Raw genomic sequence first — 14,998 nt, forward strand, 5'->3', positions numbered from 1 at the left:
TTTGTGCGGTTCTTTGTGATCTTTGTGGTTAATTTTACCGCCAGGGTCACAAAGAGATCCACATAGTAACACAAAGATTTTTTTATTATACATGACTGAAAGTTTCATCGCCATAGCAGAAAATATAAAGAACCGCCGTACCATAAAGCCATTTATGATGAACGGCCATAAAATACCAAACGGGCATATTGCTGCCATATTAGAACTTGCTGACTGGGCGCCAACCCACGGGTATACGGAGCCATGGCGCTTTGTGGTATATGAAGATGCTACACAATTTTGTGCTGCGCACGCCAATATCTACAGGGAAAATACCAGCGACGTAGATCAGAATGATACTGTTGCAAATAACCTGCTTCATCAGGGTGATAAAGCATCACATGTAATTATCGCCATTATGAAAAGGGGTAAACTACCCAAGATACCTGTATTTGAAGAAATAGCTGCTACATCATGTGCTGTTCAAAACCTGCTGCTGGGTGCTACTGCGTTAAATATTGCAAGTTATTGGGGCACAGGAGGCATGGCACTTAAACCTGCCATGAAAGCGTATTTAAACCTCGGTGTAGATGACCATGTAGTAGGTGTTTTATATCTGGGGTACACTGATGTACATCCCGAGGGCCAAAGAACAATTCCTATTGAACAAAAGGTAAGCTGGGTTAAGTAAACTTTTTTTGTTTCCGTTCCGTACAATAACGCTCAACAAAATTGAGACAGGTATTTTTATTAATATATAGGTGATTTGTTTAACATAAACGAAATAATTGTAATTAAATATAATAATTATTTATTAATTTGTTTACTTTTGCAATAATCACAACAAATATATCGTTGCTAATACCTGAACCTGTTGATTTTATTAACAGATTTAAATACCCTAATTAGTACTATGAGGAAACATTTTTGGTGGATTACGTGCGCTTGTATGCTCCTTTCAATTACTATGATCAATTGGAGAACAGCTAACGCGAACCGGTCGACTGCTCCATTAGAAGCAGCGTCATCAGCAAAAGATCTATTTGAAAAATATGTTGATGATCTTTACCAGGCTGCACAACTACAACAATCAGGTTTGGATGAAGTTGTATTTAAAAAGGCAGTAACAGGTTTCATCAACCTTAAAATGGCGAACAAATTACCACAAAACAGCTCCGTTATTACTGTTGTTGATTTGAATAAACCAAGTCGCGAAAAACGCATGTGGATTGTTGACCTGGTTGCCAAGCACCTTTTATTAAATACCTGGGTTGCCCATGGGTCGGGTAGTGGCGACGATGTTGCCAACAGCTTCTCTAATATTAATGACTCACACCAAAGCAGTTTAGGTTTTTACCTTACTGACGATGTTTATATGGGTAAACATGGCCGTTCATTACACCTTGATGGTTTGGATGAAGGCTTTAATGATGATGCCCGTGCCCGCGAAATTGTAGTTCATGGCGCGCCTTATGTAAGCGAAAGAACGATCAATGAAAAAGGTAAAATAGGCCGTAGCTGGGGATGTCCTGCTGTATCGCCAAAAGTATCAAACGAAGTTATTGATGATATAAAAGGCCGCACCGTATTTTTCATCAACGGAAACGATAATAACTACAACTCGAAATACCTTAACGAAGATCTTTCAGCTGCTTACATTTTCCCTGCTGATACCGCAAACAGGTTAGCGAATCTTTAATAGAATCAAGATAAAAGCAAGAGTCAAGAATTAAGAGTCAAGAACCAAGAAGCTTTAAAACTTTTTTCTTGACTCTTGATTCTAGCGTCTTGACTCTTTCTACTTTATCTGGCTGCTAATGTGGGAACGTTTGGTTTAACATTGTCCAGTATTTTCGCCATGTGTGCATATAAAACTATATCCAATCCGTACACATCCGGTCTGTATTGTATAACTCCGGTTGAATCGGCCCAGCAAGTTGTATAGGTGATATAAACCGCGGTTTTATTTGGCAGGTCGATATCAGTAGGTGCGGGATTGTCGGATTTCATATCTTCGTCAATCGTATTATACTCATCACTTTGGCCGAATAGGGCCAGTGCAAGGCCCTCTGGATTACCCAGCCTTACGCATCCATGACTTACCGCGCGCATCGCCTTATAAAAAGCTGATTTGGCGGGCGTATCATGCAAATAAACATTACTATGGTTATTGAACAGGAACTTGATCTTTCCTAAGGAGTTATCGGCACCTGGTTTCTGCTTAAATTCAAAATCAGACTTATTGGCGGTCGACCAATCTATCGTTTCAGGGTCAGGTATCTTATCGCCATTTTTATAAACATCAATATTTTTGTTAGCAAGGTAGTAGGGGTCTTTGGCGGCTTCAACCATTATCTCCTTGTTGGCAATACTTTCGGGTATGTTCCAAACCGGGTTTACTTGTACGCTGTGTATCACGCTGTTTAACATGGGGGTTTCGTGCGGGTTGGGCTTGTCATACCTGTCGGTATCATCAAAATGGATAAGGGTTTTTGCATTGTCCATATTACGGCCCTGGCCAACGCAAACTTTCATGTTTAAAACAGATTTGCCGCTATCCATCACATCCAGCTTAAAATCAGGGATGTTTACCAATACATACTTTACTTCAGTAGGTTTATTTTGCCATCTTAAGCGCTCCATGCTGATCAATAACAAACGTTGCGATTCATCCTTAGATAAGCCGGGTATTACTGTTCCGCTTAAATAAGCTTTTTGCAAAATTTTGTATTGAGGGTCATTAGGTTGTATGGTATCTAAATAAATTTTAAGATTCCGGGCCTGTAACACCTGTTTTATGGAGGTACTGTCGGGCCTTTTGGTAGCCATAAAATATCTTGAATAGATCCTTTTAGGGTTGATGAGCCCAAATTTCAGATAGTTAGTATAATTAATAAGTGAGTTTGCCGTAAGTAGCTCAAGCTGGGCCATATCATGGTAGGCTTCATCAAGTGTTTTTATGCCATTCTTGCTGTAAAATTTACTGGCAAGTGCCCTGATCTGCTGAGGTTGGAACATGTTTGAGTCAAGCCCGTGCTCATCGGCTTTGTCAAAATAATCAAGCATTGTTTTAAAATCACCATTTTGAAAATATGCGAGGAACAGCGCGGGGTCATAATCGTTATTTACATAATAAGTTTTAATGCGTACCGGGTTGGTGAGATTTGCCTTGTCGCTATCCAGCACGTGTTTAAATACTACTGCAAAATCGTCGGGATCTAATTGTTTAAAAACTATATTCTGAGTTCGTTTGAAAAGAATATTAGCCATATCAGAACGTTTCTTTTTACAGCTTTGAAAGGTAGTGGTAAGCAGGCAGAGCAGTAATATAAATACAGGGTAAGCGGGTCTTTTAACAATGGAATAAGGGAACTTCATTTTCATAGATGTGTATCATGTGTGTATATAGCAATTGCTATACCACAACTTGCAATAGTTAAAACGGTATTAAATTAATAAATCTAATGAACATTTCAGGGATGAAAACCATTTTTGCGATATGAATAATTTTGGCGGATATTGTACTATGAAATTATAATTATGGCAAACAAAAATAAAGCAGAAGTATGGCTGCGAGGTCCGTTGGAGGGCATACCACCTTTGCTTCAGCCGGTTGCCCATGCCTTATTGCAAGCCCGCGAAGAGATAAACGGCCTGATGAATAACTTCCCTGATAAATTATTGTGGGAAAGGCCCGTGGGCATGGCATCGCCGGGTTTTCATTTACAACATCTGACTGGCGTACTGGACAGATTGTTTACGTATGCCAAAGGCGAACAGCTTACCCAGCAGCAACTGGATTACCTGGCATCAGAAGGGAAAGACCAGCAACAGAATGTGCAAACCCTGCTTAATAATTTTAACCATCAGGTTGATAGGGCCATAAAACAACTAGGTGAAACAGATGAAACAACCCTAACTGAAACCCGCGGTGTAGGCAGGGCGCAAATTCCATCAACAGTTATAGGTCTGCTGGTCCATTCTGCGGAGCATACCATGAGGCATACAGGGCAGTTGCTGGTAACGGCGAGGATTTTAGTATCAAGTAGCTCTTTTTAGTATCAAGTAGCTAGTATCAGGTATCAAGATAAAAAGAAAAAGCTTGGGAACGTGCGATTCCCGCCCCTGGGAGGGGCAGGGAGGGGTTTCTTGAACTTTGCTAAACCAGGCGCAGAAACCCCTCCCTGCCACAACACATCCAGCCGCACCCCTCCCAGGGGAGGGAATTATAAAAACACTCTGTCTTGATACCTGATACTAGCTACTTGATACTATTTTCCGGTACAAAATGCCAAACCCTATCGCTGATACTAAACATATCACACCCATTATCCACCATAACAGGCTAAAACCACCATGTGCAATTAATTGCGCGCCTATGGTTGGTGCTAAAACCTGGGCTGTTGACCATGCCATGGTGTACAGACCGGCATATTCGCCGCGGTTATTGTTGTTGGTACGGGTTATCCAGAAGGAGTTCATGAATGGCATGGAAAACATTTCGCCGAAGGTGATGAATAGCATTGCCACTATACCTGATAATATATTGGGAGGCATTACATTGAGCAATACGAAGCCGATACCTACCAATATTACACCTGCGCTGATATAATTTAATGGGTGACGACGGCCCTCCAATCTATGGATGAGGATCATCTCTATAAATACGATCAGCAACCCGTTTAACGACATCAGGAAACCAATAGTGCGTTCATTAAGTAGCCATTGCGTTTTATAAAATACCGGCTGCATAGTGAACAACTGGAAAAAACATCCGGCAAAAAGTATCACTAAGCCAATAAATACAAGGTATACGGTGTCTTTATAAGCTGATGATGTATCAGTGATTGCTGTTTTATTCTTTACAGCTTTAACAATATGCGAGCGTGGTATAAGTTTTAGCAGCATAAGTGCCGCCAGGATATTAGTACAGCCATCCACCCAAAAAAGTGAATGGTAACTATAGGCAGCCAAAAAACCACCCAATGCAGCGCCTACCGACCAGCCCAGGTTAACTGCCAAACGGTTGAGCGAATAGGAGCGTGTCTTATTTTCATCGGTACTGTAATAGGCTATGGCTGATGAGTTTGCAGGCCTGAACGATTCATTGCAAAAACTCAATACAAAAGCACCGGCACCTACGGTTAAAAATGTATGTTGATAGCCTAAGATGAGGAAAAGTATACCACCGCTTAGTAGGGCGAAGATCTGCAAATCGTAAAAGCCGAACTTGTCTGTTAATTTACCGCCAATAAATGCGCCGCAGATGGAGCCCAACCCAAACAGCGCCATAATATAACCTGCCTGTATAATGGTAAAGTGTAACTGGTGGATGCAGTAAATGGTCATGAAAGGGATGACCATGGTTCCGCTCCGGTTTATGAGCATCACCAGACATAGATACCAGCTATTGCGTGATAAACCTGTGTAAGCTTTTTTGTAGAGTTGGATAGGAGAGGTCATGGTTATTTAATATGCAGATGTGCGGATGTGCATATGTGCAGATGAAATACATAGTTATTTGATTTTAAGCATACAATTTTAAGCATTTGCACATCCGCACATCTGCATATTTGCACATCTTAAATCAACTTTGAATTTTTGTTTCTTAAATAATGATCGGCTAAAACCAGTGCGGCCATAGCTTCAACAATAGGGACGGCGCGGGGTACTACACAAGGATCATGGCGACCCTTGCCCGATATTTCGGCTGCATTGCCTTCGCTATCAATAGTGGCCTGGGCCTGCATTATGGTAGCCACCGGCTTAAATGCAACTCTGAACTCTATCGGCATGCCATTGCTGATACCGCCTTGTATACCGCCCGAGAAGTTGGTAATGGTAGCAATATCGCCAACATTGTTCTTGACAAATATGTCGTTATGCTCCGAGCCGCGCATTTCGCTGCCGGCAAAGCCCGAACCAAATTCAAAGCCGTGTACGGCATTGATGCTCAGCATGGCTTTACCCAGCTCGGCGTGCAGTTTATCAAAAACAGGTTCGCCCAAGCCAACCGGGCAGTTTTTTACATAGCAGGTAACTTTACCGCCAACGGTATCGCCCTGCTTGCGGATGCTATCGATATACTCGATCATTTCCTCAGCAGTGGCCGGATCAGCACAGCGCACGATGTTCTTTTCACGGTCATTAATGAATTCCTGTACATCCTTTATCTCCACGTTTGGCGCATCTATTTTGCCTACGCTGCTCACATGGGCCACTATCTCAATCCCCTGACTTTTAAGCAATAGTTTGGCTAAAGCACCTGCCGCAACACGTGCCGCGGTTTCGCGGGCGGATGAGCGGCCACCGCCACGGTGATCACGAATCCCGTATTTGGTTTGGTAAGTATAATCAGCATGCGAAGGACGGAAAACATCCACATTGTGGGTGTAATCCTTTGAGCGCTGGTCTTCATTCGGTATCAGCATAGCGATTGGTGTACCGGTTGTTTTACCTTCAAATACGCCTGAAAGTATCTTAACCGTATCGCTCTCCTTACGCTGGGTAGTTATTTTAGACTGACCGGGTTTACGCTTGTCCAGCTCACCCTGGATATAATCCAGATCGACCGTTAACTGCGACGGGCAGCCATCAATAATTACGCCTATAGCTTCACCATGTGATTCGCCAAAAGTTGTTATCCTGAATAATTGCCCGAATGAATTGCCTGCCATGATGTTTTTAGATGTGCAGATCTGCAAATATGCAAATGTGCGGATGTTTATAATTTAATTCGTCATTGCGAGGCTCGAAGCAATCCCTGATTAGCAGAGCCGCCCTGTATTGTTTAGGGATTGCTTCGTACCTCGCAATGACGCTTAGGTTTATTGTTGTTTTGGTAGATGTCATGCTGAGCGCTAGTCGAAGCATGCGGGCAAAGGCCTCTACGCTCATGCTTCGAGTGCCTCAGCATGACACCCTTTTTAAAAGCCTTTCAGCTTTAACCTTTATGCTTTTTGCTCAACCTCAAACCCTATCTTTTCCAGATCACTCCAGAAAGCCGGGTATGATTTCTCTACCACCTTTGCATCTTCAATCTCCACCTGTGGTATCAGCAAAGCTAAAGGCGCAAAAGCCATAGCCATGCGGTGATCTTCATAAGTGTTGATGAAAATACGCTCAGGGATGAATTTTTCGCTGCAATCCAATTTGTAAAGTAACCCTTTTTCAATCAGTTTTACGCCGATTTTGGCCAGCTCATTTTGCAGAGCCTTAACACGGTCGGTTTCCTTGATCTTTAAGGTTTCCAGGCCGGTAAAAGTAGCCTCATGACCTAATGCAGCACAAACTACGATGATGGTTTGCGCCAGATCAGGGCATTCCTTCAAGTCGAATATTTTACGGGAAAGCGGTTTTGCTTCTTTTAACAAATGCACACCGCCATCCTTAAACTGCGATGTGATGCCAAAATTAGCCATGATCTCGGTGATAACGCTATCGCCCTGTAGGCTGTATTGCGTTAGTCCGGGCAGGAACAATTCGGCTTCATCGGCCAATGCAGCTATTGAGTACCAGTATGATGCAGCGCTCCAGTCAGGTTCAACCGGTAATATTGTTGTTGCAAACTCCTGGTGTGAAATTGTGATGACATTGCCTTCCCATGTGTGTTGTATCTTTGCCTGCTCCAGCATAGCTAAAGTCATTTGTACATAAGGGCGCGATGTTAAATCACCCTCAATATGTAATTCCAAACCTAAAGGCAGCCGGGCAGCAATGAGCAACAGTGCGGTAATATACTGACTGCTGATGTTGCCTTTTATACTGATCTTACTAGTTAGCTGCTCGAAGCTGCCTTTAAGTTTTATGGGAGGGAAGCCCTCCTTTTCTACGTACTCAATATGCGCTCCTAACTGGCGCAACGCATCCACCAACACACCGATAGGCCTTTGTTTCATCCTTTCGCTGCCCGTCAAAATCACCTCATCATCCTGCAAAGTAAAATAGGCCGTTAAAAAGCGCATAGCAGTGCCGGCAGGGCCGATGTTTACGAGTCTTAAGTCTTGAGTATCTAGTCCTGAGTCGGTATTTTGACTTTTGACTTTTGACTTTTGACTTAAAACTTCCATTAAAGTCACCGTATCTGCTGCGTCTGAAATATTTTCAACCTTTACCTTGCCATTGCTCAGGGCTTCAATAACCAATGCACGGTTGCATTCGCTTTTTGAGCCTGTTAATTGCACGGTACCATTTGCCGTTTTGCTTTTTTTACTCAGGATGATGTTCTGCTCCATATCTGTTTCGATGTATAATCGAAGTTATTAGTATTCAAATTACGCTTTTACCCCCTCTGTCTCCTCCGTCGATACTTCCCCCTAAAAACAGGGGGAGAATCTACCGGATAGCCTGGTTGATTAAGCGTGTGTAAGTTGTTCTGCAGGAGGTGTTTCCTGGCCTTTGTTCATTACTTCTGTTTGTTTACGGATAGATTCGCTGTGTAATAATTCCATCAGTTTCTCAGTAAACTCAGCGCTTAACTTTAATGCTTTTGCATAAGTTGTGCGTTTGTTCAATATCTCGTCCCAACGGTTAACCTGTAAAATGGTGATGCCGTTATCTTTTTTGTATTGACCGATCTTTTCAGCGATCTGCATACGCTCAGCAACCTTCTGTATAACCAGGTCGTCAATTTTATCAATCTGGCTACGTAGTTCAGCTAATTTATCTTTTACTCCGGCATCACGTACTTCTGGTTTGCGCAGGGTTAAGTGATCAATAATTTCAACCAAAGCCGCAGGGGTAACCTGTTGTGCAGCATCTGTCCAGGCAACTGAAGGGTCAATATGTGATTCGATCATTAAGCCTTGCATATCCAAATCCAAAGCTTTTTGTGAAACGTAACCAATTAATGAACGATTACCTGTAATGTGGCTTGGGTCATTGATCATTGGCAGGTGCGGTGCCAAAGTTTTTAAGTGGATAGCGATATCCCACATTGGTTCGTTACGGAAAGCAGATTTTTCGTATGATGAGAAACCGCGGTGTATAGCAGCCAGTTTAGTGATACCTGCATTGTTAATACGTTCCAAAGCACCTATCCATAATGAAAGATCAGGGTTTACCGGGTTTTTAACCATTACAGGTACATCAACACCTTTAAGGGCATCAGCAATTTCCTGTACGGTGAAAGGGTTCGCAGTTGAGCGTGCACCTACCCAAAGAATATCAACACCTGCCTTTAAAGCTTCTTCAACGTGTTTTGCTGTTGCAACTTCAACTGCGGTTGGTAAGCCAGTTTCATCTTTAGCGCGTTTTAACCATTCTAAACCTATGCTGCCGATACCCTCAAACTCTCCGGGACGGGTACGTGGTTTCCAGATACCTGCACGTAAAGCGCTGATCTTACCGGTTGCGGCTAATAAATGAGCTGTGGCTACCAGCTGTTCTTCTGTTTCGGCACTGCATGGGCCCGCTATTACAAGAGGTTCCTTACCTGTTTTAATCCAGGATTCAAGTGGCTGTATGTTTAAATCTAGTTTCATCGTTTTGTTGTTTTGTAAGTCCGAAAGTCGGTAAGACCGAAAGTCCGGAAGTTTGTTAATCGTTATATATTTTAATTGTTAATTTTTTACTGTTTTATATTGCCTTGCTTACGGACTTTCCGTCTTCCCGACTTTTCCAACTCTCTTACGCCTGCCCTAGTTTCTTAATCTTTATATAAGTCCTTTTCTCAGGCTTTTTAAACTGATCGGTACTGGGTTGTTCCTCGTATCGCTCATATTCGCCCAGTATGTTAAAGTTGTGGGTGTATTTAAGCGTTTGCCTTATGGCGCTATCATATTGCTTCATTTCGTTCCACTCTATATCAACATAAAAATTATACTCGTTGCGCTTACCTAACACCGGCATTGATTGTATTTTGCTCATGTTAAGGTTTTGATCTGCGAAGATGTTTAATACCTTAGCCAGCGACCCCGCTTTATTACTCACCTCAAAGCAAAGCGATGCTTTATTAGGTGTTCCCTTAACAGGCGTTTCATGATTGGTGATGATCAGGAAACGGGTAAAGTTCACTTTGTTTGATTCGATACGACGCTCCAGTATTTGCAGTCCGTATAAATTAGCGGCTAACGTATTGGCTATAGCAACGGTGTCGGTCAGCTGTTCTTCGCGGATGCGTTTGGCACAGGCGGCGGTATCGCTGCTTTCCACCATTTTAAGGTGCGGGTATTCATAAAAAAAGTCGACACACTGGCGTATAGCTATCGGGTGCGATGTTACATACTTCACATCCTCAAACTTCACACCCGGCAATGCCATTAAATGCAACTGGATAGGGATAAAAACCTCGCCAACAATAGGGAAGCCATAGCTCATTAATAGCGTGTAGTTAGGCAAAATGCTGCCTGCTATGCTGTTCTCAATGGCCATTACCACATAATCGGCTTCTTTATTTTGCAGAGCCTCAAATGTTTGCTTAAAAGAGTTGCATTCAATTGTCTCGATGTCTTCACCAAAATATTTGAAGGCAGCTTCTTCGTGAAAGGAAGCGCGGATACCCTGTATGGCAACTCTTGGTTTTTCTTTTTTCATAAATACTCTTAAAGCAAAAAATCCCGGCTTGTGGGCCGGGACTTTTTAGTTTCTTTATATGTTTGTTATCGCATATTAGTCCCGGCTCTTACTGTTAAAGTAAAAGTAGTAGCCATAAAAAAATGCGGTGTTAAAAGTCATTGTTTTTGTTTTGCGTGGTAAATGTACGGTTAAAAAACAGTTTGTCAATAGAAAATTTTATTTTTTTGAAAATAAATAGAGTAAACAGAATTTTATTGGGTTGGTGATTGTAAACTACTCGCATAATTGTCCGATTTGGAAACTTTTTGACAGCGTGGTGTAAGTGTGGACGCTTACAAATTTTTGCATTCAAGCGTTGGCGCTTGAACTGGCTGATTAACGATAATTCTACTTACAATTTTAATTTCATTCCTTCGTGAGCTGCTTTAAAACCTAACTTTTCATAGAACCGAAGTGCATCTGGCCTTGCTTTATCAGTGGTTAGTTGAATTAGGTGGCAGCCTTTCGCTTTTGCCCGGTTGATGGCATATTCAAAAACTTTGGTTCCAATGCCCCGGCTGCGGTAATTGGAATTTGTTCTTACCGCTTCGATTTGCGCCCTTACTCCACCTTGAAAGTTAAGGTACTGGATGAATGTCAGCTGAAATGTTGCGACCAGAACTCCATTCATTTCTGCAACCGTTAATTCCTGGTTTGGATCTGCCTGAATCTTTTCAAAGGCGGACATGTATTTCTCGGATATTATTTCTGAAACGACTTCTCTTTGTGACCCCAGCGGATCATCAGCCATCATTTTGATAATTTCCTTAAGATCTTCTTTAGTCGCTATGCGAAAGTTAAGAGTGGATGCTGTATTCATAATATAATATCTACTAAGTTTTCAGTCAGCTAGTATACATGCTTTGATTTCGGTTGAGAATTCAAAGGCTTATCGATTATGATCTGGTCTTCAGAATGATTAGCAATCTCCATTAGTCTTTATGTATCCTAAAGGTAATATATCTTTTTTATTCTTATTGGTCGTTTAATAATCATCTGGCCGTTGCCTGATGGCCGGACTTTTCGTTCTAATCTTTTTCAAAGGATTTCCGCTTCCATCCATGACGCAGGGATTACTTATAAATAAATTAAAATCTTTTCCTTTGCTGATCGTCCAACAAGATATAAGCTTATTACATGTATCTTTTTTTATTAGCCTTACATTCATTAGTGCGCTGGTTTGTGCTGGCAAGTTTACTTTTCGCTATTTATCGTAGTTACCGTGGCTGGCTCCTGAAAAAGCCATTCACAAAATTGGATGAGCGGGTACGATGGATAACTGCAACCATAGCACATATACAATTGGTGTTTGGGTTGTGGCTGTATTTCATTAGCCCGATAGTAAACTATTTCCTGCATAATTTTAAGGATGCGGTACATAACCGGCAGATCAGGTTTTTTGGGATGGAACACATTACCATGATGCTGACGGGTATTATTTTGATCACTATTGGTTCAGCCAAAGCAAAGCGGAAAACTACGGATATAGAAAAGTTTAAGACGATGGCGATATGGTTTACGATTGCGTTGCTGGTTGTTTTAAGTTCGATTCCCTGGTCGTTTTCTCCGTTGATTAGCAGGCCGCTGTTCAGGTCATTTTAACTCACCCTAACATCGCTTCGCTTATCATCCTTCTCTCCGCTACGCGCAAAGAGGGGATAAAGGGTTAAAGGAGGTTTACCCTCTTTATCGCTTGCGATAGGGAGGTGTGGTCGTCCGCTTGATAGCGGAAAGACCGGGTGAGTCAAATATTCGCCATGCTCACCATCATCCCTTAAACTTTTCCAACCTCGCTAAAGCCTGTTGCCTTACCTTATTCTGCATCAATGATGTCCAGCCTAATAAATAACCTTTTAAGCCAAATGCCTGCCCGGCCCATTTCCAAAAACTAAAATGATCGGTATGTTTAGTGATTTTGCCATTGCTGAATTTAAATTGGGCGTGTACTTTGTTTGTCACCTTTCTGCCGGTTAAGCTAAAGGTATAAATGGCCACCCAATCGGCGCTGCCGGTTTTGTCATCAGCATTTATATTACTTGCAATGATTTTTAAATTCGGATTTTTTAACAGCATTCGCCACATTTTTTTAACATCATAACCATTTATTAAACCAAAAGCAGGGTCTTTAAATGTTACATCATCAGCGTAGCAGCTTATCATGCCTTCAGCATCGCAGGCGGCAAATGAGTTGTAGAATTTTTCTATTACCTGTTTATTATCCATAGGGGACCAGATTTAATTAATAGATGAATGTACAGGTTTAAATTAAAACCCCCTTGTCATTTCGAGCGATAGCGAGAAATCTTTTTAAAGAAGCGATGCGAACTGTGCAGTCATTACGTTAACCCACGTCTTGTGTTTTAGGGTAGAGAAATGGCTGCCTTGTGCTTCTTTGATCTTAATATCACAAGTCATCATTGCACAAACAGCTGCACAAGACTTGCGCTAAATGATAGAGAATTTAAGCCGCATTAGTTTTTACATCAACTCCATGCTGCTGTTCATCATATTCCCGCTGCAACGCTCTTGCAGTTTGTGTGCTGCCATCATGGCTCCAGCCCGGCGGATTAAAAAAATATTTGAATTTATTAACAAAGCCTGGCGCTTTCCTGGCATCATGCAGCAGGGCTTTCCATTCGTGGAAAAGTACATTTACCGGGCCCATATCTTCAGGTTGATGGGTGAGGCCGTATTTTATAGGCTCAGGCAGATTTTCTTCATGAAAAGTACCGAAAATTCTGTCCCATATAATAAACAGCATACCCATGTTTTTATCAAGGTAAGGGATGTTTGATGCATGGTGTACCCTGTGATGCGATGGTGTCACGAATATCCAACCATACCATTTTGGCAACGGAACGTTATATTGTGTATGTACCAGGTTGCCGTAAAGCTGGGTGATCAGGTAAGCATATAAAATATTTATAGGGTCAAAACCCATCAGCGCCAGCGGTAAATAAAAAAATACGCGGTACAAGGGCTCAAAAACAGTAGAGCGGAAGCCGGTAGTTAAGTTAAAATGCTCCGACGAATGGTGTGTTACATGCACGGCCCAAAACATGCGCGAGTAGTGTCCCACATAATGTAAAACCCAGTATAAAAAGTCCTGCGTTACTATCAGTATAAACCAGTAGGCTATCGCATTATGTATTTCAAACAGCTTGAATTGATAAGTAAAAGTCAGGATAAAAAATATACTGCCATTTACAGCCAGGTTTATAATAAATGCCAGGCTGGTTAAATAAATATTGGTGAGGGTATCGCGTTTCTCGTAATATTTACGGTTTTCGCGGTAGCTCAGCCACATTTCAACCAGCGTTAATACAACCAGCAGGGTAATCAATACAATTACAGCGTCATTCCTTGGGGTGAGGGAATTCATTTATTTATAATGTTGCGTAAAAAGCTAAACTTTCGCTAAGTTCGGCTTCTGTACAGATATTATCAATACTATACTGGCCAATTTGTGTAAGCAGTGTGCAATTTATTTTACCGTTTTGGTTTTTCTTATCCTTTTGCATCAGGGCATACAACTCAGCGTTTGCTGATTCTTCCAGCAGATATTTAGGATATAAGCTTGTAATCACATCTACTATCTCGTTAAGCTCAGCCTTGCTTAATCCAATTTTTTTGTGCGATAGCCATGCTTCACATATCATGCCGATGGCAATAGCCTCGCCATGCGATAAAGCAGTACCATCGTCTTTTAATATAGAATAAGTCTCCACAGCGTGACCAACTGTATGACCAAAATTCAGGCTTTTACGTATGCCGTTTTCTTTCGGGTCTTCAATTACTACCCTGTTTTTTATTTCTATAGAATGATAGATCAGCTCAACTGCCGGGAATGTAAGATCACTGTTTTTAAGCTGGTTCCAATAATCGGCATCAACTATTAAACCATGTTTAAGCATCTCGGCCAGGCCCGAAAGTACTTGTCTTTCGGGCAATGTCTTTAAAAAATCATAGGCAATAAATACTGCTTTAGGCTGGGTAAAGGTGCCAATGATGTTTTTAATGCTATCAATATCAATGCCTGTTTTGCCACCAACTGAAGCATCAACCTGCGAAAGGAGAGTGGTAGGCACGTGTACAAAATCGATCCCGCGTTTAAATGTGGAAGCTGCAAAGCCACCCAGATCGCTGATCACACCACCACCAAGGTTTACCATCAAACTTTTACGATCGGCGCCAAAGTCTATCAGCATTTTCCATATGCCTATGCAAAAATCAATATCCTTGCTTTCCTCGCCGGCATTTATCTCGATAATATCGTAATTGTCAATATCGCCAAGCTTTTCTTTAACCAATGGTAAGCAGTGTTGTGCCGTGTTTTCATCGGTTAAAATAAAAAAACGGGAGTAGTTACCTGTTTTTATAAAGTTTACCAGCTGATCTATACTATTATCAAAATAAATAGGGTAGTCGATGCTATTAATCGTATCTAAATGAAGCGTATCCATAA

The 14,998-nt window shown here is 41.7% G+C and carries 14 protein-coding genes; 4 read left to right on the forward strand and 10 right to left on the reverse strand.

Going from position 1 to position 14,998, the window contains the following annotated elements; genetic code table 11:
* Positions 1–91 precede the first annotated feature (91 nt).
* The gene (locus tag BLU33_RS06360) at positions 92–670 is read left to right on the forward strand and encodes a nitroreductase family protein (protein WP_091370446.1); all 579 of its coding nucleotides are present in this window, start codon (positions 92–94) and stop codon (positions 668–670) included.
* A 276-nt stretch (positions 671–946) separates the two neighbouring features.
* Complete coding sequence (locus tag BLU33_RS06365; RefSeq protein WP_232009408.1) at positions 947–1,678, forward strand: murein L,D-transpeptidase catalytic domain family protein; 732 nt, start codon at positions 947–949, stop codon at positions 1,676–1,678.
* A gap of 104 nt (positions 1,679–1,782) precedes the next feature.
* On the opposite strand, the gene BLU33_RS06370 is transcribed toward BLU33_RS06365, so the two are convergent.
* On the reverse strand, positions 1,783–3,357 hold the full coding sequence (locus BLU33_RS06370; RefSeq protein ID WP_172829222.1) for a L,D-transpeptidase family protein: 1,575 nt from the start codon (positions 3,355–3,357) through the stop codon (positions 1,783–1,785).
* Between the two features lie 162 nt (positions 3,358–3,519).
* Between BLU33_RS06370 and BLU33_RS06375 the strand changes: the two genes are divergently transcribed.
* A complete protein-coding gene (locus BLU33_RS06375; RefSeq protein ID WP_091380263.1) occupies positions 3,520–4,038 on the forward strand; it encodes a DinB family protein in 519 nt (172 codons plus the stop codon).
* Positions 4,039–4,236: 198 nt separating this feature from the next.
* On the opposite strand, the gene BLU33_RS06380 is transcribed toward BLU33_RS06375, so the two are convergent.
* The 6 genes from BLU33_RS06380 to BLU33_RS06405 form a co-directional block, all read right to left on the reverse strand.
* Positions 4,237–5,442: an MDR family MFS transporter gene (locus BLU33_RS06380; protein WP_091370451.1), complete on the reverse strand. Its 1,206-nt coding sequence runs from the start codon at positions 5,440–5,442 to the stop codon at positions 4,237–4,239.
* A gap of 119 nt (positions 5,443–5,561) precedes the next feature.
* Positions 5,562–6,656, reverse strand: a complete 1,095-nt coding sequence (gene aroC, locus BLU33_RS06385) for a chorismate synthase (protein ID WP_091370453.1) — start codon at positions 6,654–6,656, stop codon at positions 5,562–5,564.
* A 273-nt stretch (positions 6,657–6,929) separates the two neighbouring features.
* The gene (gene aroA / locus BLU33_RS06390) at positions 6,930–8,213 is read right to left on the reverse strand and encodes a 3-phosphoshikimate 1-carboxyvinyltransferase (protein ID WP_091370455.1); all 1,284 of its coding nucleotides are present in this window, start codon (positions 8,211–8,213) and stop codon (positions 6,930–6,932) included.
* 120 nt (positions 8,214–8,333) lie between these two features.
* On the reverse strand, positions 8,334–9,461 hold the full coding sequence (locus tag BLU33_RS06395; RefSeq protein WP_091370457.1) for a bifunctional 3-deoxy-7-phosphoheptulonate synthase/chorismate mutase type II: 1,128 nt from the start codon (positions 9,459–9,461) through the stop codon (positions 8,334–8,336).
* A 145-nt stretch (positions 9,462–9,606) separates the two neighbouring features.
* On the reverse strand, positions 9,607–10,512 hold the full coding sequence (locus BLU33_RS06400) for a prephenate dehydratase (RefSeq protein ID WP_091370459.1): 906 nt from the start codon (positions 10,510–10,512) through the stop codon (positions 9,607–9,609).
* A gap of 373 nt (positions 10,513–10,885) precedes the next feature.
* Positions 10,886–11,353 (reverse strand): GNAT family N-acetyltransferase, encoded by a 468-nt coding sequence (locus BLU33_RS06405; RefSeq protein WP_091370461.1) that lies wholly within the window; start codon positions 11,351–11,353, stop codon positions 10,886–10,888.
* Positions 11,354–11,670: 317 nt separating this feature from the next.
* Here BLU33_RS06405 and BLU33_RS06410 point away from each other — a divergent pair, with 317 nt between their 5' ends.
* Complete coding sequence (locus BLU33_RS06410) at positions 11,671–12,135, forward strand: hypothetical protein (protein WP_091370462.1); 465 nt, start codon at positions 11,671–11,673, stop codon at positions 12,133–12,135.
* Between the two features lie 165 nt (positions 12,136–12,300).
* On the opposite strand, the gene BLU33_RS06415 is transcribed toward BLU33_RS06410, so the two are convergent.
* The 3 genes from BLU33_RS06415 to aroB all read right to left on the reverse strand — a co-directional run bounded on the left by BLU33_RS06415 (position 12,301) and on the right by aroB (position 14,996).
* Positions 12,301–12,756, reverse strand: coding sequence for a nuclear transport factor 2 family protein (locus tag BLU33_RS06415; protein ID WP_091370464.1), 456 nt, complete (start codon positions 12,754–12,756; stop codon positions 12,301–12,303).
* Between the two features lie 238 nt (positions 12,757–12,994).
* Complete coding sequence (locus tag BLU33_RS06420; protein WP_091370465.1) at positions 12,995–13,915, reverse strand: sterol desaturase family protein; 921 nt, start codon at positions 13,913–13,915, stop codon at positions 12,995–12,997.
* Between the two features lie 4 nt (positions 13,916–13,919).
* Positions 13,920–14,996, reverse strand: coding sequence for a 3-dehydroquinate synthase (gene aroB / locus BLU33_RS06425; RefSeq protein WP_091370467.1), 1,077 nt, complete (start codon positions 14,994–14,996; stop codon positions 13,920–13,922).
* Positions 14,997–14,998 lie beyond the last annotated feature (2 nt).

The organism is Mucilaginibacter mallensis (assembly GCF_900105165.1).
GTDB classification, from domain to species: Bacteria; Bacteroidota; Bacteroidia; order Sphingobacteriales; family Sphingobacteriaceae; genus Mucilaginibacter; species Mucilaginibacter mallensis.

Excerpts from the sequence above, each read along its gene's own strand:
- BLU33_RS06360 (WP_091370446.1), top strand. The coding sequence starts at position 92 with ATGACTGAAAGTTTCATCGCCATAGCAGAAAATATAAAGAACCGCCGT.
- BLU33_RS06365 (WP_232009408.1), top strand. The coding sequence starts at position 947 with ATGATCAATTGGAGAACAGCTAACGCGAACCGGTCGACTGCTCCATTA.
- BLU33_RS06370 (WP_172829222.1), bottom strand. The coding sequence starts at position 3,357 with ATGAAGTTCCCTTATTCCATTGTTAAAAGACCCGCTTACCCTGTATTT.
- BLU33_RS06375 (WP_091380263.1), top strand. The coding sequence starts at position 3,520 with ATGGCAAACAAAAATAAAGCAGAAGTATGGCTGCGAGGTCCGTTGGAG.
- BLU33_RS06380 (WP_091370451.1), bottom strand. The coding sequence starts at position 5,442 with ATGACCTCTCCTATCCAACTCTACAAAAAAGCTTACACAGGTTTATCA.
- aroC (WP_091370453.1), bottom strand. The coding sequence starts at position 6,656 with ATGGCAGGCAATTCATTCGGGCAATTATTCAGGATAACAACTTTTGGC.
- aroA (WP_091370455.1), bottom strand. The coding sequence starts at position 8,213 with ATGGAGCAGAACATCATCCTGAGTAAAAAAAGCAAAACGGCAAATGGT.
- BLU33_RS06395 (WP_091370457.1), bottom strand. The coding sequence starts at position 9,461 with ATGAAACTAGATTTAAACATACAGCCACTTGAATCCTGGATTAAAACA.
- BLU33_RS06400 (WP_091370459.1), bottom strand. The coding sequence starts at position 10,512 with ATGAAAAAAGAAAAACCAAGAGTTGCCATACAGGGTATCCGCGCTTCC.
- BLU33_RS06405 (WP_091370461.1), bottom strand. The coding sequence starts at position 11,353 with ATGAATACAGCATCCACTCTTAACTTTCGCATAGCGACTAAAGAAGAT.
- BLU33_RS06410 (WP_091370462.1), top strand. The coding sequence starts at position 11,671 with ATGTATCTTTTTTTATTAGCCTTACATTCATTAGTGCGCTGGTTTGTG.
- BLU33_RS06415 (WP_091370464.1), bottom strand. The coding sequence starts at position 12,756 with ATGGATAATAAACAGGTAATAGAAAAATTCTACAACTCATTTGCCGCC.
- BLU33_RS06420 (WP_091370465.1), bottom strand. The coding sequence starts at position 13,915 with ATGAATTCCCTCACCCCAAGGAATGACGCTGTAATTGTATTGATTACC.
- aroB (WP_091370467.1), bottom strand. The coding sequence starts at position 14,996 with ATGGATACGCTTCATTTAGATACGATTAATAGCATCGACTACCCTATT.